The sequence below is a fragment of the Collimonas pratensis genome, from assembly GCF_001584185.1.
Lineage (GTDB): Bacteria > Pseudomonadota > Gammaproteobacteria > Burkholderiales > Burkholderiaceae_D > Collimonas > Collimonas pratensis.
This window is the reverse complement of sequence record NZ_CP013234.1, coordinates 728,049-750,005: the sequence shown is the minus strand read 5'-3', so window position 1 is coordinate 750,005 and position 21,957 is coordinate 728,049. Positions and strand designations below refer to the sequence as shown.

Genomic DNA, 21,957 nt, shown 5'->3' with positions numbered 1-21,957 from the left:
CGCACCGCAGTTCTCTCCATCCGCCGCTCATCCCATTTTTTCCATGTCCGAAAACAACTCCTGGATTCCGCTGTTCCCCCTCAATGCCGTCCTGTTCCCCGGCGGCGTCTTGCCGCTCAAGGTATTTGAAACCCGTTATCTCGACATGCTGCGCAGCTGCATGAAAAGCGGGCAGCAGTTCGGCGTAGTGCTGATCAAATCGGGACAGGAAGTAGGAATGGCAGCCGAGCCTGAAAGCGTCGGCTGCCTGACTCGCATTACCGAATGGGACATGCAAGACCTGGGCGTGATGATGTTGCGCACCGAGGGCAGCCAGCGCTTCCGCATCCTGCAGCAGCGGGTGCTGCAGGACCAGCGCCTGGAAGCACAGATAGAGCTGATAGCCGCCGATCCCGCCACCACGCCGGACGAAGCTCACTTGCAATGCGCAGGCACGCTGAAGCTGGTCATCGATGACATCAACAAGAAAGGCCGGGCAACCCACGGCAATGATTTCGCCAGCCCGTTTTCATTGCCGGCGCAATTCGACAACGCCGGCTGGGTCGCCAATCGCTGGTGCGAAATCCTGCCGATTCCCTTGAAAGCGCGGCAAAAACTTTTGGAGCTGACCGACGGCAGCGAACGGCTCGGCATCATTCACCAGTATCTCCTGCAGCACAATATTATCTAGGCGACCCCGTCTAGGCGACCCCGTCATTCCCGCACGCGGGAATCCATTTTTCATACCACACTCAGCAACTTGGATCCCCGCGTTCGCGGGGATGACCGGGACGCGTAGTTAGGGCCGCCTACGCGAAGCTGCAGCTTGGAATACAAAAGCCACCTCATTCACACTCAGGCAAACAGATCTGCTTCGCGGAACACTTCCAGCAGCAGCTTCTTGACCGGCGCCGGCAACGGCGCGTCCGTCAGCCTGGCGGCCGGATACCAGACGTGACGGGGCTCTGCAATGCCGTCCAGCCGCTGCGCCAGCGTAATCTGGAACGGCGCGATATGCAGCTTGAAATGGGTGAATACATGGGTGAAGCCTGACAGCGCTTCGTATGAAGCGATGCTGCCGAACGCCGCCGTAGCGCGCGCCAGCGCAGTCGCCACATCGCCTTCCGGCGCCACTTCCGGCAGCGACAGCAAGCCGCCCCAGATGCCGCTGTCGGGGCGCTGTTCCAGCAAGACCTGGCCCTGGTCGACAATCACCAGCATGCCGATATATTTTTCGGGAATGGCTTTCTTCGGCTTGCGCACCGGCAGTTCCGCCGTGCGGCCGGCCGCCAGCGCGACGCAGCGCTGCGCCAGCGGGCAAGTCTGGCAAGACGGCTTGCTGCGTGTGCACAGGGTCGCCCCCAGATCCATCAAGCCTTGCGTATACGATTCGACGCCCTGCTGCGGCAGCAGCGCCACCGCGCGCTGCCACATCGCATCTTCCACCGGCTTGGCGCCGGGATAGCCTTCAATCCCGAACACCCGCGCGAACACGCGCTTGACGTTGCCGTCCAGGATGGCAGCCTGCACGCCGTAGGAAAAAGCGGCGATGGCAGCAGCAGTGGAACGGCCGATGCCGGGCAAATCCTGCAGCAGCGCCGGATCGCGCGGGAAGATGCCGCCATGCTCCGCCACCACGCGCTGCGCGCAGCGGTGCAGATTGCGAGCGCGAGTGTAATAGCCCAGCCCGCTCCAGTGCGCCATCACTGCTTCGCTGGGAGCGGCCGCCAGCGCCTGCACATCGGGAAAGCTGGCCAGGAACTTCTGGTAATAGGGGATCACCGCCGCCACCTGGGTCTGCTGCAGCATGATTTCAGAGAGCCAGACGCGGTAGGCGTCGCGCGTCTGCTGCCACGGCAAGGCGTGACGGCCATGCTGCTTCTGCCAGGCGATCACCGCCGCGGAAAAAGAAGGATCGGCGAATTTAGCAAATGCGGAATCACTGTCAGTGCTGCAAATAATTTTCAAATCTGTCTCATTGCGGTTTTACAACGGTATGTACGTGCTTCAAGCTCCCCCTAATCAGATGGGGACAGAGCCGCACGGGTAGTGTAATTCGCCACGCTACGGTGGCTATTAAACTCTGTCCCAACATAGGTATCACTTCCCAGCGCGTTTCTCAAATCATTCTCCAGCGCCATCAAGGTGTTTCTTTGCGCAGTCAATTCATTCTGCAACATTTCCACCGACTGGATTTTCTCTTCCAGGCTGTCGATCGCCACATGCACCCGTTCTATCGAATCGGTGCGTTGCTTGAGCTGCGACTTGTGGGCGCGAATCTGCTCTTCCAGCGGCGCCATCACTACCTTGAGCCAGGCATCGACATCGCGGTTGGCTTGCAGGAAGCTTTGCTTGACGCGCGAGGCGATCGAGTCGAAGAATTTCTGCATCAGCACCACCTGGCTGGTCTTCACCAGCGTCACCGTGCCGAACTGGCGATGATACGCGGTTTCGATCACGCCGATCTCTTTGCGGTACTTGTCCAGCGAAAACGGCATCGGCGTCGACAGCGCCAGCCCGTGCTCGGTCGAAAACTTGCGGTACATGATGGTCATCATTTCCGAAATTTCATCGGTCTTCTGGCCCGACAGCATCAGGTTTTCCTGTGCATTGTCGAAGAAGTCCTTCACCGCGTGACGGAAACCGGCGGTAAACATGCTGCCTTCCATGGTCTCGCGCGTCTTGCGGATTTCTTCTTTCAGCAAGCCCATGCCGAGCGTCGTGAAGACCCCGGCCGAGAGGCGCGCAAACACCGTGCGCGTGCCCTGCAGCTTGAGCAGACTCTCGTCGAATTCCTTTTTCTCGATATCGATGCGCTTCATCATGTGGCTGATGATGGAGGTATTTTTGCCACGCAAGCTCTTCAGTTCCAGCAACTGCTCCACCACGCTGCGGATATGCGCTGACATCAGCGCTTGCTTGGTGACTGTCAGGTCATGAATGTCGGCGATCAGCTGCGAACGGATGATGTCGCGCTTGGCCGGTATCAGCTCGCGCGACAAGGCATTCTCCAGCGCCGGCAGACGGCTGCGGCGCAGCAGGTCCGGCTCGCCGTTGATCTTGCCGACCAGCCCCTTCTGTGCCGAGACCGGATACACCTGCGCCTCCGACAGCCCCAGCGTATGGGCCACGCTCGAGACCTGCTTGCTGATCTGCTGCTCGACCTCGAACGGCGAGCGCAGCTCATCCCACATGCTGTCGATCTTGTTCAAGACCACCATGCGGCCGGCGCCGCTGCCGATGTGGTGGCGCCAGACATCGATATCGCTCTTGGTGACGCCGGTATCGGCGGCCAGGATGAACAACACCGCATGGGCGTTGGGAATCAGGTTGAGGGTCAATTCCGGCTCGGTGCCGATCGCGTTCAAGCCCGGCGTATCGATAATCACCAAGCCCTCTTTCAGCAAGGGATGCGGGAAGTTGACGATGGCGTGGCGCCACTGAGAAATCTCGACCCGGCCAAGGACGTCGACGGCGACTGCGGCGTCGGGGTCGTCTTCATCGTACAAGCCATACAGCTTGGCCTCTTCCACCGGTACCCACTTGGTCAGGCTGACCTGCTTGAAGGCCTCCAGCATGCCGTCGGTGGAAGAGATATCCAGCGGCAGCACGGTCCAGACATGGTGCGCGCCCTTGTAATCGCTGGTCGATTGCGATTCGGCGCGGGTCTCGATCGGCAGCAGCCGGATACAGGACGGGAACGAAGGGTCGTACAGCAGCTCGGTCGGACACATGGTGGTGCGGCCGGCCGCGGACGGCAAGATGCGCTGGCCGTAGTCGGCGAAGAAGATGGCGTTGATCAGTTCTGATTTCCCGCGCGAGAATTCGGCGACGAAGGCAATCGACAATTTATCGTCGGTCAGCCGCGCCAGGGCGCGTTCGATACGCTGTTCGCTGGCGATATCCGATAATTTCGATGCGCTCGCCCAAGTCTGGTAACGCCGCAATGCGCCGGCCACGCCGGTACGCCACTCACTGTATTCCTGGAATTTCTGAACTAGATTACTCACTGTCGCTCTCGCCTATCGTTTCTGATATTTTTCTGATGATGATTTCTGGAATTCATTTCTGGCAGGTCTTGCAATAAAACGTCGACCGCTGCCCCTGTTTGATCTGCGAAATCAGCGTTCCGCAATTTCTACACGGCAACCCAGCACGATCATAGACGAAATAACTCTGTTGGAAGTAGCCGGATTGGCCATCGGCACCAATAAAATCGCGTAAAGTGCTGCCGCCCTTCTCGATTGCCGCCGCTAAAATTATCCGAATGGCATCAACCAACCGTTCATAACGCGCCAGACTGATGCGATGCGCCGCCGTTTTCGGATTGATGCCGGCGCGGAACAGGCTTTCGGAAGCGTAGATATTGCCGACCCCGACCACGATGTCGCCCGCCAGCAGCACTTGCTTGATCGGCGCGCTGCGCTTGCGCGTCTGCTGATAAAGAATCTGCGCCGAAAAAACCTGCTCCAGCGGCTCCAGTCCGAGGCCGGCCAGCAGCACATGCTGTTCCAGCGGACCGTCGGCGTCGGCATGCCACAGCACGGCGCCGAAGCGGCGCGGGTCGGTCAGGCGCAGCAGCTGCGGGCCGACGACCAGATCGAAATGGTCGTGCTTTTGCGGCACCGTGCCGCGCTCCAGGATACGCAGATGGCCGGACATGCCGAGATGGATCAGCAGCGTGCCGTGATCGAAGCGCAGCAGCAGATACTTGCCGCGGCGCTCGACCCGCAGCACCGGACGGCCGATCAGCAGCGCCGGCAAATCTTGCGGGAACGGCCAGCGCAAACCGCTGTGACGAAAAGTGACAGCAGTGACTACGCGGCCATCCAGATGCGGCGCAACGCCGCGGCGGGTCACTTCTACTTCAGGCAATTCTGGCATAAGTCTCTATTCCGGCAGACAGGCTTGAGCAGCAACTGACAAATTCTGTCGCGAACTCTCCAGCTTCCGGCTAATCAGATAAACGGTTAACAAGCAACTAAACAAGTAACTAAGCAGGCCGCTAATAAGCAGCTAAGCAAGCACGACACACAAACGGCGGCATCAGCAAGGCGCCGCCGATACATTTTTTGAAACAAAACTCCCGCCGGCCGCTGCGCATTGCTCCCGGGTTGGGCGTAAAATCAGGGTTACCTCTGAAATTCAGAACTCACTGCTGACAAGCTAGGATATGTCCCTTGAAAAAAGCCCTTGCCATTGTAACGCTCTCTACCCTGCTGTCGGCTTGCGCCGCTGTATCGCCAAGCAACAACGATGCCACAAGCCCCGCCGCCAATGCTGACACCCCTTCCGCCGCAAGCCAGGCGGCAAGCTCGGCAGCCAGTCCGGAGCAGATCAAGGCGCGCAAGCTGGCGACCCGGGCCATGCCGGTCAAGCCGCCAGAAGAACACTTGCCGGCCGTGCCGCTGACCAAGGAAATCCTGTTCAAGGTGCTCAGTTCGGAAATCGCCTTCCAGCGCGGCAATTGGCAATCCGCCTATGTGACCTTGCTGGGCGCCGCCCAGCAGACACGCGATCCGCGCCTGGCGCGGCGCGCGGCCGAAATGGCGCTGAGCGCCAAACAGGCCAGCGAAGCGCTGGTGGCGATCCGCCTGTGGCGCGAACTTGCGCCGGATTCGGAAGAAGCGACCCAGTACTATCTCGGCTTCATCATGCTCAGCAATAACCTGGTCGAAGCCAAGCCGATCCTGGAGAAACGCTTGCAGGATGCGCCGCAGCAGGCACGCGGCGTCATGATGCTGCAGATCCAGCGCCTGCTGACGCGGGCGCAAGACAAGGCCGGCGCCTTCGCTCTGCTGGAACAGCTGGTGACGCCTTACACGGCGATGGCCGAAGCCCACCTGGCGCTAGCGCAGCAAGCCTTCAGCAGCGGCAATACCGCGCGCGCCAAGGAAGAAGCGAAAATCGCCCTGAACCTGAAACCCGATTCCGAGCTGGCGATCCTGACCAGTGCGCAAGTGGCGGATAGTACGGAAGTCGAGCACATCCTGACCGATTTCCTGAAAAAATATCCCGGCTCGCGCGAAGTGCGGGTGGCTTACGCCCGCACCCTGATCGACCAGAAACAGTACGAGAAAGCCCGCAGCCAGTTTGAAATCCTGCTGAAAGGCGACAAGCAGGACCCCACCACCTTGCTGGCGCTGGGCTTGCTGAATGCGCAGATCGGCGACACCCTGGCGGCCGAACGCTACCTCAGCACTTACGTCGACCAGCTCGGCAAGCATCCGGACGAGGCGCGCGACAATACGCAGGCCTTGCTGATCCTGGCGCAGATTGCCGCCGACCGCAACGACATCGACGGCGCCCTCAAATGGCTGGCGCAGGTCGAACCGGGCGATGCCTACCTGGATGCGCAGCTGCGCCGGGCCCAGCTGCTGTCGAAGCGCGGCGACCTCGACGGCGCGCGCCGGGTGCTGGCTGAAATCGACACCAACGGCGAACGTGAAAAGACCCAGGTCACCCAGGTCGAAGCACAGCTGCTGCGCGAAGCCAACCGTCCGCAGGAAGCATTCAAGGTGCTGGAAACCGCCCTCAAGGCGCAGCCTGACAATCCCGACCTGCTGTACGACTACGCCATGATGGCGGAAAAGCTGGACAACCTGAGCGCCATGGAAACCGCATTGCGCAAACTGATCGCCATCGCCCCGGAAAACCAGCAAGCCTACAATGCGCTCGGCTATTCGCTGGCGGAGCGCAATATCCGCCTGCCGGAAGCACTGACCCTGATCCAGAAAGCGCTGACCCTGGCGCCGCAAGATCCGTTCATCGTCGACAGCATGGGCTGGGTGCAGTACCGCCTGGGCAACCTGGATGAAGCCGAAACACGGTTGCGCACCGCCTACGGCTTGCTGCCCGATCCTGAAATCGCCGTCCATCTGGGCGAAGTGCTGTGGGTCAAGGGTCAAAAAACCGATGCGCAAAAACTGTGGCGCGAAGTGCGGCAGAAAGATCCGCAGAACGACGCCTTGAAGAACACCCTGGCACGACTGCGCGCGACCTTATGATGCGCATCTTCGGCCAGACTGCAATGCTGCCGGCCCTGCACCGCGCAAGCCTCGGCACTGTGATGCTGGCCGCCATCGCATTAGGCGGCTGCGGCACATTGCAGCCGACGCCGGGCGGCACTGCCGCTGCAACAACAAGCACCGGCCCACGCGCGTATCGCCAAGCGATCGACGTCAGCGGCCGGCTGTCGCTGCGTTATCAGCAGGACGGCAAGGAGCAGGCCGTGTACGGCAGCTTCACCTGGTCGCAAAGCCGCCAGGAAACCGACATCACCCTGCTCTCGCCACTCGGACAGACGCTTGCCACCATCAATATCGGCGCTGGCCAGGCCACCCTGAAGCAAGCGGGCCAGCCGCCGCGCATCGCCAGCGATGTCGATGCGCTGACGGTGCAGGCGCTGGGCTGGCCGCTGCCGATCGCCGGCTTGCGCGACTGGCTGCAAGGTTTCGGCGAAGATGCCGGTGGCCGGCGCTTTACGGCTACCCCGGACGCCGACGGCAACTTCAGCGTCACCACCGCCGATAAATGGCTGATCCAGTACAGCAACTGGCAAGACCAGGACAAGCCCGCCGACAGCTATCCGAAACGGATAGACCTGGCGCGCAATACCGAACAGGCTGGCCAGGTGGCGATCCGCATCGCCGTCAGCAGCCGCCAGCCGCACTGAACCTCGCACACAGAACCACGCAATGACCCGTACGCTGAACAACTGCCCGGCGCCAGCCAAGCTGAATTTATTCCTGCATGTCACCGGCCGCCGGCCGGACGGCTATCATCTGTTGCAAACCGTATTCCAGCTGGTCGATTTCAATGACTTGCTGCATTTTGAATTGCGCGATGACGATCAGATCCGGCGCAGCACCGAGATTCCGGGCGTGCCGGAAGAAAGCGACCTGATCGTCCGCGCCGCCCGCTTGCTGCAAGGCGCGCTCCGGCAAAAAAACAGCGCACTTGCCGGCACGCCGCTGGGCGCCAATATAGGCATCGAAAAAAACCTGCCCATGGGCGGCGGACTGGGCGGCGGCTCTTCCGACGCAGCCACCACGCTGATGGCGCTCAATCATCTGTGGCAAGGCGGCCTGTCATGCCAGGAACTGATGGATCTGGGCCTGCAACTGGGCGCCGATGTGCCGTTTTTTCTGTTCGGCCGGAATGCCTTCGCGGAAGGCATAGGAGAATCTCTACAAAAGCTTGACACCCCCGGGCTATGGTTCGTTATAATTCAGCCCGGCGTAACGATTCCGACGGAAATAATTTTTTCATCTTCGGAATTGACAAGGAGTACGAAACCCGTCAAAATGACGGACTTTTCGATAGGTACTAAAAAGCTCTTCGGAAAAAACGATCTGGAAGCCGTGGCGGTAAGCAAGTTCCCGGAAGTTGCAGAAGCCATCAAGTGGCTGGGCAATTACGGAGAAGCCAGGATGACCGGTTCAGGTGCTTGTGTTTTTTGTGCGTTTACCGAAGAACACGATGCTGACAAGGTGCTGAAATCGGTGCCTTCCCAGTGGAAAGCATGGAAAGCCAAGGCGATGCAGGAACATCCTCTCGCCGGATTGTTGGAAAGTTAGTTGTACAGAATTCGGTTTAGCATCAGATTCAAGCGCAGCAGATAGTGCTGGCGCGGATTTATGATAGACAACAAGTTGCGTAGGGGAATCGCCAAGCTGGTTAAGGCACTGGATTTTGATTCCAGCATTCGAAGGTTCGAATCCTTCTTCCCCTGCCATTAAATACGGACAATAATGTCCAGCAGGCACTAGTCTTATAGCGGCAATAAGTTAACCCGCATCAGAAATACAACACTGCACACAGCGAATACATAAGCCGCCAACGCAAGACTGCACCAGTCTGGCATTGTCGGCTTTTCAACTTTTTAACGACAGTATCCAGGGAACTCCATGGCAAACGAAAACCTGATGGTTTTTACCGGCAACGCAAACCCGGAACTAGCTATTGGAGTTGTCAAGCAACTCGGTATTCCGCTAGGCAAAGCCAACGTTACCAAATTCTCCGACGGCGAAGTGATGGTCGAGATCAACGAGAACGTACGTGGCAAGGATGTGTTCGTGCTGCAATCGACTTGCGCGCCGACCAACGACAACCTGATGGAAATCATGTTGATGGTCGATGCGCTCAAGCGTGCATCCGCCGGCCGCATCACCGCCGCGATCCCATACTACGGCTATGCACGGCAAGACCGTCGTCCGCGTTCGGCGCGGGTGGCGATTTCCGCCAAGGTGGTGGCCAACATGCTGCAGGAAGCCGGCGTCGAACGGGTCCTGATCATGGACTTGCACGCTGACCAGATTCAAGGTTTCTTCGATATTCCGGTAGATAACATCTACGCATCGCCGATTTTGCTGGGCGACCTGGTAAGCAAGAACTACGACGACCTGCTGGTCGTCTCGCCGGACGTCGGCGGCGTGGTGCGCGCCCGGGCATTGGCAAAGCGCCTGAACTGCGACCTGGCGATCATCGACAAGCGCCGTCCGAAGGCGAATGTGTCGGAAGTCATGAACATCATCGGTGAAGTCGAAGGCCGCAACTGCGTGATCATGGATGACATGGTCGATACCGCCGGCACCCTGACCAAGGCCGCCGAAGTGTTGAAAGAGCGCGGCGCCAAGAAAGTGGTTGCTTACTGTACGCACCCGGTCCTGTCCGGCCCTGCCCTCGAGCGCATCGTCAATTCGCCGCTGGATGAACTGGTCGTGGTCGACACCATCCCGCTGTCGGCGGAAGCCAAGGCTTGCGGCAAGATCCGCCAGCTGACATGCGCCAGCTTGCTGGCCGAAACGTTCAAGCGTATCACCAAGGGCGATTCGGTGATGTCGCTGTTTGCTGAGTAAATATTCAGCATACTGAATTCGTATTCCCTGCTGCGCCAGCCGAAAGGCGGACGTAGCAGGTTAACAAAACCCTCTGGTCGCGGAGGGTTTTTACCGCCGGATTTCTATCCGGCACACAATGGAGCTTCAAAATGAAAGTAATCGCATTTGTACGCAAAGAGCAGGGGACCGGAGCGAGCCGCCGCCTGCGCAATGCTGGCCAAACACCAGGTATCGTTTATGGTGGTTCCGACGCGCCGGTCAATATCTCGCTGGACCACAATGCGCTGTACCACGCGCTGAAAAAAGAAACTTTCCACTCCTCGATCCTCGACCTCGAAATCGACGGCGCGGTACAGAAAGTTCTGCTGCGCGACTTCCAAGTCCACGCATACAAGCAACTGGTCCTGCACGCTGACTTCCAGCGCGTCGATGCCAAACAGGCAATCCACGTCAAGGTCCCGCTGCACTTCATCAATGCAGAAGTTGCTCCTGCAGTGAAACTGTCCGGCGCCATCATCAGCCACGTTCTGGCTGAACTGGAAATCACTTGCCTGCCAGCTGACCTGCCAGAGTTCGTTGAAGTCGACCTGACCAGCATCGAAGTCGGTCATTCGATCCACTTGGCTGACCTGAAGCTGCCTAAGGGCGTTTCGGCTGTATCGCAAGAAAACCTGACTATCGCTACTGCATCGATCCCTGCAGGCAAGGTCGAAGCTGAAGCCGAAGCTGCTGCCGCTCCTGCTGCTGACGCTGCCGACAAGAAGTAATAGTCGCTGTATTTGCCAGAGGCTTATTTTCTGGCTGAAAAACCCGCCTTCGTGGCGGGTTTTTTATTGTTGGCCTCCGCATCTTCTATAATCTGCGCTAGCCACTTATACGAAAATCAAGCAACCATGTCCATCCGCCTCATCGTCGGCCTCGGCAATCCCGGTCCGGAATACGAACAAACGCGCCACAACGCCGGTTTCTGGCTGGTCGATAACCTGGCCAACGATCTCGGCTGCAAGCTGGCGCGGGAAGCGCGCTTCAACGCCTTCCTCGCCAAGAGCAGCATCGCCGGCCAGGAAGTCTGGCTGCTGGAGCCGCAGACCTTCATGAACCGCTCCGGCCAGTCGGTCGGCGGCCTGGCGCGCTTCTACAAGATAGCGCCGGAAGAGATCCTGGTAGTGCATGACGAGCTGGACCTGCCGCCCGGCAGCGCCAAGCTGAAAAAAGGCGGCTCCTCGGGTGGCCACAATGGCTTGAAAGACATCACGGCCGCGCTCGGCACCCAGGATTACTGGCGCCTGCGGCTGGGCATAGGCCATCCGCGCACGCTTAACCTGCAGCAGGTGGTCGCCGATTTCGTGCTGCACCGGCCGCGCAAGGATGAGCAAGTGCTGATCGAAGAGGCAATTACCGACAGCCTGCAGATCATTCCCATGCTGTGCGAAGGCAAGTTCGAAGCGGCGACCATGCAGTTGCATACCGCCAGATAAAAATTGCTGCCAGCCTTTAAACCGATTGCTTACGGTTTAAGGGCCTGTTAGGGGATAAATTGGGCATTTGGGCGGTCGTAGCTGGATGCGATGCAAGGCGCCCGACGCGCCGCAGTGCGAGCACTGCAAGTGGTGGCGAACGTAACAGCGGCAGCAGCGCGCCAGCTACGGCCGCCCAAATGCTCAATTTATTTCCTGACAGGGCCTCAGCATCGGCTTCCGGTAAAATAGCGGGTTAATTCAATACTTCACTCTGTAAAGTCCAAATCATGAGTCTCAAATGCGGCATCGTCGGCCTACCAAACGTCGGCAAATCCACCCTCTTCAATGCCCTGACCAAAGCGGGCATTCCGGCGGAAAACTACCCTTTCTGCACCATCGAGCCAAACGTCGGCATGGTTGAGGTGCCGGATCCACGCCTGAAGGCGCTGGCCGAGATCGTCAAGCCGGAACGCATCCTGCCGGCAACTGTGGAATTCGTCGACATCGCCGGCCTGGTGGCGGGCGCCTCCAAGGGCGAAGGCCTGGGCAACCAGTTCCTGGCCCACATCCGCGAAACCGACGCCATCGTCAACGTGGTGCGTTGCTTTGAAGACGACAACGTGATCCACGTCGCCGGCAAGATCAATCCGCTGGACGACATCGACGTGATCCAGACCGAACTGGCGCTGGCCGACATGGGCACGGTGGAAAAAGCCATCCACCGCGAAAACAAGAAAGCCCGCTCCGGCGACAAGGATGCCGCCAAGCTGGTGGCCCTGCTGGAACGCCTGATGCCGGAGCTGGACCAGGCCAAGCCGGTGCGCGCTTGCGGCCTCGACGCCGAAGAAATGGCCCTGATCAAGCCGCTGTGCCTGATCACCGCCAAGCCTGCCATGTATGTTGCCAACGTCTCCGACCACGGCTTCACCAATAACCCGCTGCTGGATCAGCTGACCGCTTACGCCGCTTCGCAGAACGCCCCTATCGTGGCCATTTGCGCAGCGATCGAATCGGAAATCGCCGATCTCGACGAAGCCGACAAGCACGAATTCCTGGCCGACATGGGCATGGAAGAACCTGGCCTGGACCGCCTGATCCGCGCCGCCTTCAAGCTGCTCGGCCTGCAGACCTACTTCACCGCCGGCGTCAAGGAAGTACGCGCCTGGACCATCCATGTCGGCGACACCGGCCCGCAGGCAGCCGGCGTGATCCACACCGATTTCGAACGCGGCTTCATCCGCGCCCAGACCATCGCCTACGACGATTTCATCAGCCACAAGGGCGAGCAAGGCGCCAAGGAAGCCGGCAAGATGCGCGCTGAAGGCAAGGAATATGTGGTCAAGGATGGGGACGTGTTGAACTTCCTGTTCAACGTCTGATTTAGCGTATCTGCAAAAGCCCGCTGCGACTCCCTGGAAACGGGGGATCGCAGCGGGCTTTTTTCATTTGCGGCCGGTAAATCAGATCACTGATTTCGATGCGGCCGGATGTGAGTAAGGCCTGGTTACCTTGGCTAGCGGCTTGAAACTTCCTGCCGTCATACGCCAGGAGACGATTACCGACAGCAGACAGCCACCAGCGAGATACGCCGCCACGGCATGCCATGTGCCGTCGACGCCAAGCAGTGCGGTAGCAATGAACGGCGTGAAACCACCGCAGACCACGCTGGCGAATTGATAGCCGACACCGGCGCCGCTGTAACGATATTCGGCGCCGAACAACTCGGTGAACAGCGGTTGCTGCACACTCACCACCATATCGTGCGCAATATTGGCGAGCAACACGGAAAAGATCACGATCCAGACGATCGAGCGCGCTTCCATGGCGAGGAAGAACGGCACCGACGAAAGCAGGCCGATGATGGCGCCAGTGACATACACGCGCTTCAGGCCAATCCGATCAGCCAGGATGGCAAAAATCGGGATGGTCACGCAACTCACTGCGCCAACCAGCAGGCTGATGTTGAGGAACAGATCGCGCGACATGCCCAGATTCTTGGTCGAATAAGCCAGTGCGAAGGCGGTCACGATATACATCGTGAACATTTCGGCCATACGCAGTGCGATGATCAGCAAGAAGCTCTCGGGGTGATTGCGCAGTGCGGTCAGCACCGGTATCTTCTCGGTACGCTCACCGCGGATGCCCACCTTTTTGACAAATTCCTCGGACTCTTCCATCGTCGAACGAATCCATGCTGCAACCAGCACCAGGACAATACTGACCAGGAAAGGAATGCGCCAGCCCCACGACATGAATGCATCGTTGCCGAGCTTATGGGTAAGAATCGAGACGATACCTGTTGCCAGAACCAGACCAACGCCGTAGCCGACCTGCACCCCACTGCTGTAAAACGCCTTCTTGCCTTCCGGCGCACTTTCAACCGCCATCAGCGCCGCCCCGCCCCATTCGCCACCCACCGCGAAACCTTGCAACGCCCGCAGCACGACCAGCGCCAGCGGCGCATACCAGCCGATGCTGTCATAGGTCGGCAGCAATCCGATCAGCGCAGTGGAGACCCCCATCATCATCACCGTTATCACCAGCATGCGTTTTCTACCCAGCTTGTCGCCAAAATGTCCGAAAACAATGCCGCCCAGCGGCCGGAACAGAAAGCCGACGCCGAACGTGGCAAACGCGGCAAGTGTACCGATCGTCGGGCTGGTATTGGGAAAGAACTGTGTGTTGAATACGAGTGCCGCGGTAATGCCGTAAAGCAGGAAATCATACCAGTCGACCACTGCACCGACGAAGCTGCCGAAAGCTGCCTTGCGGGATTTTCGATTCGCGCTGATTTGTTCGGCCTTCATATTTTTTGCTGTCATTGCTGCGTCTCCATACATACGGAATCATGCACCCTTAACATCATTATCGCTGGAATTGCGACGCATCACGTACGCAATCCCAACCACGGAACGCCGATGATTTCCCGGATGCTCAACTTTTTCCCAGTTCGCTCATCGGCGTGCGATAGGTTTCTCGCGCCGTCGCCACCGAGATCGCGGAAATGATTGAAGTAGCGCTCACGAATATCGCCACCGGCATCCAGCCGTGCACACCGTCTCCCAGGATTGCTGCACTGATCGTCGGTGCGAAGCCGCCCAGCGCAAAGCCAATCTGGGTGCCGATCGCCATGCCCGACAGGCGCACCTGGGTATTGAACATCTCGCCGTATAAAGACGGCCAGATGCCGTTGGCGGCGCTATAGACGACACCAGACAACAGCAGGCCGAACACAAAGATGAGCGGAATATTCGCCTGGCTGATGCACCACAGATACGGCCAGATCAAGCAGGCCGAGCCGAGCGCACCAAAAATGAATACCGGCTTACGGCCAATACGGTCCGACAGTGCAGCAAAGGCAGGGATTGCGGCCAGCGCCACGACATTGGCCAGAATCAGCACCGTCAGCATCGTTGCGCGAGCGATATGCATGGTGTTTACCGCGTATGACAGCGTGAATACGCTGAAGATGGTGCTCACCACCGAGATCTGGGCGGCGAAGATGACCCGCGCCAGATTCTTCTTGTGATCGCGCAACAGCACCGCAAGCGGCAGCTTGGCCTTCTGATGCGACTTTTCCTGTTCGAAAGCAGGCGTCTCCGGCAAGGTACGACGCACCCAGATACCGACCAGCACCACGATCGCGCTCAGAAAAAATGGAATGCGCCAGCCCCATGACAGTAACTGGTCTTCGGGTAGCGCCGAAATCGGCAGGAACACCAGGGTTGCCAGGATCAGCCCGGCCTGGGTACCGCTCAAGGTGAAGCTGGTAAAGAAAGCACGCCGATGCGATGGTGCATGTTCGAGCGTCATCGAATTGGCGCCGGCCTGCTCACCCGCTGCCGACACGCCTTGCAGCATGCGCAAGATGACCAGCATGACCGGCGCGGCAATACCGATCTGACCGTAAGTCGGCAGCAAGCCGACCGTGAAGGTCGAAACGCCCATCAACAGCAAGGTGAAGGTCAGCACTTTCTTGCGGCCATAGCGATCGCCGATATGGCCCAGCAACACGGCGCCGATCGGCCGCGTGACATAGCCGACACCGAACGTGGCAAACGCAGCAACGGTGGCAGCCACCGGATCGAACGATGGGAAAAAAATCTTGCCGAACACCAGTGCTGCTGCGGTGCCGTAGATAAAAAAATCGTAATATTCAACGGCGCTGCCGATCCAGCTGGCCAGCGCCGCCTTGCGCGGAGAGTGCGCCGTTGTCGGCTGCGTTGCGGCGGCAGCTGCCTTGGCGGGCATTTTTTGTTGCGATAGTGTAGAGGTAGACATAACGACCTTCTGTGAACTGTGAGTATATTTTCTTGGCATGCAGTGTGGTGATTTTCGTCACGCCGGCATTGAAAAAAACCGTCTAGAACCGATGCAGGATGCCGGCTTGCAAGCCGATCAGGCTCTTGCCGTTGATATCGGCCCCTGCCAGGTTGGCCGTGGGGCCGGCGGAACCGCTGAAACGGAAGCCGGCATTGGCATCGTTCTTCATGTAATTGCCGAAACCGTACAAGGTAGTACGCTTCGACAAGTCGTAATACGCACCGACGTTGCCGCCCTGCGCGCCGGCATCTCCTCCGGACGAATCTCTGATCACACCGTACAAGGCGCCGATCCGCAGTTGCGGATTGATGCGATAGTCAGCCGATACCTGATAGATGTTGTACATGCGTTGCACACTAGTGTTGGTGCCGGGAAATGCATTGTTCGGGATGCTGACATTATTGAGGATGGCCGCCGCGGTATTGCCGTTGGCGCTGGCTGTCACGTTGTTGCTGCGGACATAGGCGAAGTACAGTTTGCCGTGGCCGTAATCGTAGTCGGCATAGACATTGTGATAGACCACCATCTGCGAATAAGTAGCGTTCGCTGCCGGCTTGGCCCACAATCCGGCATAACCTGCGCGATATGGGCCATTGGTATAGTCAAGCCCCAGTTGGTACACGCCGCGCGTGCCGACACTTTCGCCCGCGGTCTCGGTGAGCGCGTAGTGTGCGTCGGCCTGGAAACCTGCAATGCGCGGTGACTTGTAAGAGATGTCATTGTCATAGCGCGACGGCACGCCAAAGGTATTGATGACTGAGCCGTAGGTGGTGCGCTCGGTGTAATCGATGGCGCCGCCGATGAAGAAGATGATGGTGTTCTGGCGCCCGATACGAAATTCACCCACCGGCGTATTCATGCCGATCCAGGCCTGACGGTCAAACAGGCGGCTGGAGTCCGCTGCCGCGCCGGTGTTGGCGTTCAATCCTTGTTCCAGCGTGAACTTGGTCTGATAACCACTGCCCAGATCTTCCACGCCGCGCAAGCCAAGGCGGCTGCGCAGGATGGCGCCGTCGTTCAGCCCAGTGACACTGTTGCCGCTGCTGCTGTGGATGTAGCCAATGTATTGGTCGATATCGCCATACAACGTAACGTTGGAATCGGCCTGCGCAACCGCGGAACAACCGGCGAGGCAGCCGGCAACGACTAACTTTCTCTTCATGACATCTCCGTATGATTTATTTTTATGTTTGATCTTCCGATGCACTGCAAGACGCGTGCAGCGGTTTCCCCCTCGGGAGCACGAAGCGAGGGGCCTCCGTATTACTTACTGCTTTGATGCCGCCGGCCGCATCGCCAGTGCGGCAATCGCCAATGCATAGCCGTTGACGCCGAAGCCGGCCAGCACTCCCTGCGCTACCGGCGACAGCCATGAGTGCTGGCGGAACGCTTCGCGCGCATGGACGTTCGAGATATGTAATTCGATGAGGTGTACGGCGGCGCCCTTGATTGCGTCATGTAGTGCTGCCGAGGTGTGGGAGTACGCGCCGGCATTGCACACTACGCCTGCCAGCGTGCCGGCAGCCTGAGCGGCGCCCGCTTCGTGGATCCAGTCGATCAGCACGCCTTCATGATTGGACTGGCGGAAATCGAGCGTGAAGCCATGCGTCCGGCAGGCATCGCGGCATATGGCTTCGACATCGGCCAGTGTCTGCGCGCCGTATACGGCCGGTTCGCGGCGGCCGAGCAGGTTGAGATTAGGTCCGTTCAGAACCAGAACGGATTTTGGGTGCGGGGTCATGCTGTCTCCTGATTTTTTAGCTTTATGGCGCTGCATTGTTTTTGTTATTGGCAGCTGCTTTCATGAATGTCTGGCGTCTATGCCATCGTCGGATGCCCCGCCGTCGGTTGACGCACCTGCAAGCTGCGCCTCAGGACCTGATCGGTGACCCATTTGGCGGCGCGGTGCGCGCGGCGCGCGACAATGTCCGGCGACAGTTGCAGGTAATCGTCGTTGAAGACTTCGAAGCTGTAATCGCCTCGATAGCCGCCCCGATCCAGACGCCGCAGCAGATCGGACAATTCCTTCGAATGCGCGCCCTCGCCTGGAAACACGCGCAGATGGCGCGCCGTTTCCAACCGTTCTTCCGCGCTGCGGATATCGCGCCACATGAAATCGGACAGTTGCACCATCGCGATCTTGTGGCTTGGGATGTCTTCCAGGCCGTCCAGATCAGCCTGGTTGGCGAGTATGTGGAACGAATCGATCACGACACCCAGGTTGGCGTGGTCGGCCATTTCCACCGCTTCCCACGACTCCGTGTAATGGTTGACGTGACGGCCCCAGGACAATGCTTCGTAACCGACGCGCACCCCAAGCGGCACCGCCAGGGTCGCCAGTTTGGCGAGATGATGCGCGATCACGGGCATATCGCCGCTGGCGTGGCTAGATGTGCTGGAACACACCATCAGCAACGGCGCGCCAACTGCCTTGCACACTTGCAGCATGTTCTTGGCAATGTCGAGCTTGTATTCGTGCAAGGCGCCCGACAAACCCTCGAAATCGCGCATGACCTGGATGCCGGTTACGCGTATCCCGCTTGCCTTGACCAGCCGCACAGCCTGCTCCAGGCCGCCAGGATGGCCGGCCAGGTCTTTGGCCCACAGCATGATCTGCGAAAATCCGGCAGCTTTGGAAGCGCTCAGTTTCGATTCCAGCGGGCCGGCCAGGGTGATGCTGTCCATGCCAAAGTTGCTCAGGTTCATATTGCCTCCAGCGCACGGAATGCATCGGACGACACACCCGGCCAGCCAAACAGTTCGAGATACAGCGGCGCCTGCTCGATCATCATTTCGCGGCCCTTCTGGATGCGGCAGCCCAGCCGCTGCGCTTCCACCAGCAAGCGGGTCATTTCGATCTTCATGCCGCAGTCGGCGACGATGCAGGACGCCTTGACGCCGTTCAAGTCAAGCGGCAGCGGATCGTCCTGGCTCATGCCGAGCGGAGTCGAATTGACGACCAGGTCGTATCCTTCGGCGCTTGGCTTGCCGATGCTCACCTCAGTCTTCGAAAAGATTTTTTGCAGGCGCTGGCGTAACCCTTCGGCTTGCTCGATACGCGTGTCGTAAATGGCAACATGGCCGATGCCGCGTGCCGCCAACGCTGCCGCTACCGCGCAGCCGACGCCGCCGCTGCCGACCACCAAGGCCCTGGCGTTCGGCCAATTGAATTGCGTGCTGCCGCAGGTGCGATCGAATGCGCGGATGAATCCTTCGCCGTCGATCAGGTCGCCGACCAAGGTTTGGCCATCCTCGCCCCTGAAAATCGCATTGCAGGCGCCGGCCAGCACAGCGCGGGAAGTCGGCTGATCGACTGCTGCCACGCTCATCGGCTTATGTGGAATCGACACCAGGATGCCGCCGACGTTTTCCGCCGCCATCAACAGGCGTACCGCTGCGCAATAGGATGCCGGCGCGATCTTCAGCGGAATCACGCGGGCATCGATATCGTGGCGTTTGAAGTAGGCGTTGAACAATGCCGGCGCCTTGACTTGCTCGACCGGCCAGCCGATGACGGGAAAAATGCGCGTAGCGCCGGAAATCTCAAGCATGCTGGTTCTCCTGGCGGCTGACGACCAGCTCGAAACTGATGCCGCTCTTGTACAGCTGCGTCAATGCGCCCTTTTCGCTGGCTTGCGCCGGTTCGCGATCGATGAAGACTATGCCGCGCTGCTTCAGTTGCCGCACCGCCTCCAGCACGTCGGGAGCGCCCAGGCCAACCCGGACCATTTGCTCATCCCACTGCAGGCCGGCAGCGCCCTCCGGCGGCTCCACCAGCTGCAAATAAAAGCCGTGGCATGGACTTTCCAGCAGCACGCCCTTGGGCAGTACGCCAAAATAGCGGCCTTGCGGCAGCGGCCGGAAATCCATCAGTTGCTGGTAGAAATCGATCCATTCGGGCGCGCGGTCGCGGCCAATGGTTTGCACCACGCCGAAAAAATGCAGGCCAGCCAATGCCGGAGGATTCACCGGAGCGTTCAGGATCGGCTTGAAGTCGACGTCGTAGATCGAGAAATCGCGGAAGCGGTCGACAAAGTACAGGATCGAATCGCCTACCCCATGCACGCCGGGAATATTCAATTCCATCACCCCGGCGCGGGTCTGGATGCCCCAGGCGCCCATGTCGATCGCATGGCGATAGGCGGCGTCGGCATCCCTCACCCGCAACGCGATGGCGCTGATGACGGTTGCTTGCGGATCGATATCTGATAGCGGCAAGGACGATGGATCGGCATTGACGATCACATTCATCGTGCCCTGGCGGTACAAGGTCACTTCGCGCGAACGATGGCGGGCGGTAGCGACAAATCCCATCTGTTCAAGCAAGGCGCCAAGCGCCAGCGGCTGCGCGGTTGCGTATTCAACAAACTCGATGCCGTCGATGCCGAGTGGGTTGTTCGGTTCCGGATTGTGTTCTTGCACGGTCATGCTGATCCTTGGCTAAATAGTCAGGCCAAGTATAGGAACGCGATACGGAGAAAAATAGGGTGAAAAACCTGCCATACTGCGTTAATCGCGCAAACGGGGCGATTAACGCGCATATTTGAGATTATTTACAATGACAAAACCCGAATTGCTTGAAGTGGAAGTAGCCAAACGCGATCTAATTGAGGGCTTGATCAAAGGCATCGACGTCATCACTGCCTTCAACGACGATACGGTGCGGCTGACTGCCAGCGAACTGGCGGAAAAAGTCGCGCTCAGCCGCAGCGCGGCGCGCCGTTATCTGCTGACCCTGGTGCACATCGGCCTGGCGGCAACCGACGGCCGCAGCTTCTGGCTGACGCCCAAGGTCCTCAATCTGGGACGTTCGTACCTGGATTCGGCGCGGCTGCCGCGCGCCATCGTGCCGTTCCTGCAGCGACTGACCCTTCAACTGCACGAATCCACCAATTACTCGGTGCTGGAAGGTCACGATGTGGTTTATGTCAGCCGCGTCAACGCGCCGCAGCAGCTGACCACCGGCTTCGAGCCAGGCACCCGCTTACCGGCCTACACCTCGACCGCCGGACGGGTATTGCTGTCGGCGTTGCCGGATGACGAGTTGCGTACCTATCTGGAAGGGGTCGAGCTGATCGCCTACACGCACCTGACCGTGGTCGACAAGGATCAGTTGTTCCGTGAACTGGTTTCGATCCGCGAGGATGGCTTCTGCATCACCGAAAACCAGTATGAAATCGGCCTGCGCGGCATTTCAGTGCCGATCAAGAGCCGCCGTGGCGCACTGATCGGCGCCTTGAGCGTATCGATGATGACATCGAGCTGCTCCAAAGCCGAAGCCGCCGCGCGCTGCGTACCTGCATTGCAGGCGACAGCCAATACCCTGATGCTATGGGTGTAGTCGGCGCAAAATCGGTCGCCGCCCTACCTGAAAATCAAGCAACAGAGAATTACAGTAATGCGCTCAGTTCAACCTGCGCTTTCAGCAACGCCGGCAGGCAACGCTCGACGATATCCTCGACCGGTATGCGCGCAGCGTGCACGCTGACGTTCATCGCGGCAACCGTGAGCCCACGAAAATTCTTGAGCGGCACGGCGATCGTCCGCAGGCCCAGTTCTAGCTCCTGATCCACCACCGCATAACCCTGGGCCCGGGTCCGCGCAATTTCCAGCAATAACCGCTCCTTGCTGACGATGGTGTGCTCGGTGATCGGCTCCAGCGGCAGCCGCGCCAGCATTTCCTCAACCTGCTGCTGCGGCAGGCTGGCCAGCAATACACGGCCGTTGGCTGTGCAAAACGCCGGCACCCGGGTTCCCGGCTGCAGTGTCGACGATACTACGCGACCGGCGCTGACGGCGGCCACGCAAACCAGGTCGTCGTGATCCAGCACGCCGGCCGATGCCGCCTCTTCCAGCGAGTAAGCCAGGCGATAAAGCATGGGCTGGACGATGCGCGGCAAGCGCGCCGAATGCAGATAGGACTGGCCCAGCCGCAATACCTTGGGCGTCAGCGAAAACACCTTCTGTTCATGCCGCACATAGCCCAGATGGGTCAGTGTGAGCAGATAGCGCCTGGCAGCGGCGCGCGTCAGATTGGCGCGCTGCGCCACCTCGCTGATCGTCAGCCGCGAGCGCTCCTGGTCGAAGGCTTCGATGACCTGCAAACCTTTTTCCAGGCCGGCAACCAGATCCCGCTTCAACGGTCCCACTTCCCCGGACGCGGAAACGGCGGGCGCAGCCGGTTCAACACCCTGTTCCGTATGTTGTTTTTTTGATTTTTCAGACATTACATCTCTTTTTGGGCGCATATCGCACAATATGGGCGATATCCGGATACTACAGCACAAAAGCGTCTTGTTGAGCAAATTGGCGAGACCTATCATGCAATCGCTCTATCGAAAAATTGCTCGCCT

The 21,957-nt window shown here is 59.2% G+C and carries 20 protein-coding genes and 1 tRNA gene; 10 read left to right on the top strand and 11 right to left on the bottom strand.

The features are described from left to right. Positions 1 to 43: 43 nt before the first annotated feature. A complete protein-coding gene (locus tag CPter91_RS03410; RefSeq protein WP_061936941.1) occupies positions 44 to 670 on the top strand; it encodes an LON peptidase substrate-binding domain-containing protein in 627 nt (208 codons plus the stop codon). Positions 671 to 834: 164 nt separating this feature from the next. Here the strand turns inward: CPter91_RS03410 and mutY are convergent, their stop codons facing one another. Genes mutY through mutM form a run of 3 tightly spaced genes read right to left on the bottom strand, consistent with a single transcriptional unit; the run spans position 835 to position 4,863 of the window. After that, positions 835 to 1,947 (bottom strand): A/G-specific adenine glycosylase, encoded by a 1,113-nt coding sequence (mutY, locus tag CPter91_RS03405; RefSeq protein WP_061936938.1) that lies wholly within the window; start codon positions 1,945 to 1,947, stop codon positions 835 to 837. Between the two features lie 50 nt (positions 1,948 to 1,997). Continuing rightward, positions 1,998 to 3,989, bottom strand: a complete 1,992-nt coding sequence (locus CPter91_RS03400; RefSeq protein WP_061936936.1) for a dynamin family protein — start codon at positions 3,987 to 3,989, stop codon at positions 1,998 to 2,000. 52 nt (positions 3,990 to 4,041) lie between these two features. Next, positions 4,042 to 4,863, bottom strand: coding sequence for a bifunctional DNA-formamidopyrimidine glycosylase/DNA-(apurinic or apyrimidinic site) lyase (gene mutM / locus CPter91_RS03395; protein ID WP_061936932.1), 822 nt, complete (start codon positions 4,861 to 4,863; stop codon positions 4,042 to 4,044). A 296-nt stretch (positions 4,864 to 5,159) separates the two neighbouring features. On the opposite strand from mutM, the gene CPter91_RS03390 reads away from it, so the two are divergent. The 8 genes from CPter91_RS03390 to ychF all read left to right on the top strand — a co-directional run bounded on the left by CPter91_RS03390 (position 5,160) and on the right by ychF (position 12,660). Further along, positions 5,160 to 6,986, top strand: coding sequence for a tetratricopeptide repeat protein (locus tag CPter91_RS03390; protein WP_061936929.1), 1,827 nt, complete (start codon positions 5,160 to 5,162; stop codon positions 6,984 to 6,986). Next, on the top strand, positions 6,983 to 7,654 hold the full coding sequence (gene lolB / locus CPter91_RS03385) for a lipoprotein insertase outer membrane protein LolB (RefSeq protein WP_061936926.1): 672 nt from the start codon (positions 6,983 to 6,985) through the stop codon (positions 7,652 to 7,654). The genes CPter91_RS03390 and lolB overlap by 4 nt, the downstream gene beginning before the upstream one ends. A gap of 22 nt (positions 7,655 to 7,676) precedes the next feature. Further along, positions 7,677 to 8,558, top strand: coding sequence for a 4-(cytidine 5'-diphospho)-2-C-methyl-D-erythritol kinase (ispE, locus tag CPter91_RS03380; protein WP_061936923.1), 882 nt, complete (start codon positions 7,677 to 7,679; stop codon positions 8,556 to 8,558). 81 nt (positions 8,559 to 8,639) lie between these two features. Next, positions 8,640 to 8,716, top strand: a tRNA-Gln gene (locus CPter91_RS03375). Positions 8,717 to 8,888: 172 nt separating this feature from the next. Next, positions 8,889 to 9,839: a ribose-phosphate pyrophosphokinase gene (locus tag CPter91_RS03370; RefSeq protein WP_061936920.1), complete on the top strand. Its 951-nt coding sequence runs from the start codon at positions 8,889 to 8,891 to the stop codon at positions 9,837 to 9,839. A gap of 131 nt (positions 9,840 to 9,970) precedes the next feature. Continuing rightward, complete coding sequence (locus tag CPter91_RS03365; protein ID WP_061936917.1) at positions 9,971 to 10,588, top strand: 50S ribosomal protein L25/general stress protein Ctc; 618 nt, start codon at positions 9,971 to 9,973, stop codon at positions 10,586 to 10,588. A 126-nt stretch (positions 10,589 to 10,714) separates the two neighbouring features. Continuing rightward, positions 10,715 to 11,299 carry an aminoacyl-tRNA hydrolase gene (gene pth, locus CPter91_RS03360; protein ID WP_061936914.1) on the top strand — a complete coding sequence of 195 codons (585 nt, stop codon included), beginning with the start codon at positions 10,715 to 10,717 and terminating at the stop codon, positions 11,297 to 11,299. 269 nt (positions 11,300 to 11,568) lie between these two features. After that, on the top strand, positions 11,569 to 12,660 hold the full coding sequence (ychF, locus tag CPter91_RS03355; protein WP_014004598.1) for a redox-regulated ATPase YchF: 1,092 nt from the start codon (positions 11,569 to 11,571) through the stop codon (positions 12,658 to 12,660). Between the two features lie 81 nt (positions 12,661 to 12,741). Here ychF and shiA read toward each other — a convergent pair whose 3' ends face one another. From shiA to CPter91_RS03320, 7 genes are all read right to left on the bottom strand, one after another. Then, positions 12,742 to 14,103, bottom strand: coding sequence for a shikimate transporter (shiA, locus tag CPter91_RS03350; RefSeq protein ID WP_061936912.1), 1,362 nt, complete (start codon positions 14,101 to 14,103; stop codon positions 12,742 to 12,744). Between the two features lie 112 nt (positions 14,104 to 14,215). Continuing rightward, positions 14,216 to 15,562, bottom strand: coding sequence for an MFS transporter (locus CPter91_RS03345; RefSeq protein WP_205631651.1), 1,347 nt, complete (start codon positions 15,560 to 15,562; stop codon positions 14,216 to 14,218). A gap of 82 nt (positions 15,563 to 15,644) precedes the next feature. After that, positions 15,645 to 16,766, bottom strand: a complete 1,122-nt coding sequence (locus CPter91_RS03340) for a porin (protein ID WP_061936906.1) — start codon at positions 16,764 to 16,766, stop codon at positions 15,645 to 15,647. A gap of 105 nt (positions 16,767 to 16,871) precedes the next feature. Next, positions 16,872 to 17,345, bottom strand: coding sequence for a type II 3-dehydroquinate dehydratase (gene aroQ, locus CPter91_RS03335; protein WP_061936903.1), 474 nt, complete (start codon positions 17,343 to 17,345; stop codon positions 16,872 to 16,874). 77 nt (positions 17,346 to 17,422) lie between these two features. Next, positions 17,423 to 18,310, bottom strand: a complete 888-nt coding sequence (locus CPter91_RS03330; RefSeq protein WP_061936900.1) for a sugar phosphate isomerase/epimerase family protein — start codon at positions 18,308 to 18,310, stop codon at positions 17,423 to 17,425. Next, a complete protein-coding gene (locus CPter91_RS03325) occupies positions 18,307 to 19,155 on the bottom strand; it encodes a shikimate dehydrogenase family protein (RefSeq protein ID WP_061936897.1) in 849 nt (282 codons plus the stop codon). Before CPter91_RS03325 ends, CPter91_RS03330 begins: the two co-directional genes overlap by 4 nt. After that, on the bottom strand, positions 19,148 to 20,032 hold the full coding sequence (locus CPter91_RS03320) for a 4-hydroxyphenylpyruvate dioxygenase (RefSeq protein ID WP_061936894.1): 885 nt from the start codon (positions 20,030 to 20,032) through the stop codon (positions 19,148 to 19,150). The genes CPter91_RS03325 and CPter91_RS03320 overlap by 8 nt, the downstream gene beginning before the upstream one ends. A 130-nt stretch (positions 20,033 to 20,162) precedes the next feature. Here CPter91_RS03320 and CPter91_RS03315 point away from each other — a divergent pair, with 130 nt between their 5' ends. Continuing rightward, positions 20,163 to 20,945 (top strand): IclR family transcriptional regulator domain-containing protein, encoded by a 783-nt coding sequence (locus CPter91_RS03315; protein ID WP_061936891.1) that lies wholly within the window; start codon positions 20,163 to 20,165, stop codon positions 20,943 to 20,945. Between the two features lie 49 nt (positions 20,946 to 20,994). On the opposite strand, the gene CPter91_RS03310 is transcribed toward CPter91_RS03315, so the two are convergent. After that, positions 20,995 to 21,831 carry an IclR family transcriptional regulator domain-containing protein gene (locus CPter91_RS03310; protein WP_082792578.1) on the bottom strand — a complete coding sequence of 279 codons (837 nt, stop codon included), beginning with the start codon at positions 21,829 to 21,831 and terminating at the stop codon, positions 20,995 to 20,997. Between the last annotated feature and the right edge of the window lie 126 nt (positions 21,832 to 21,957).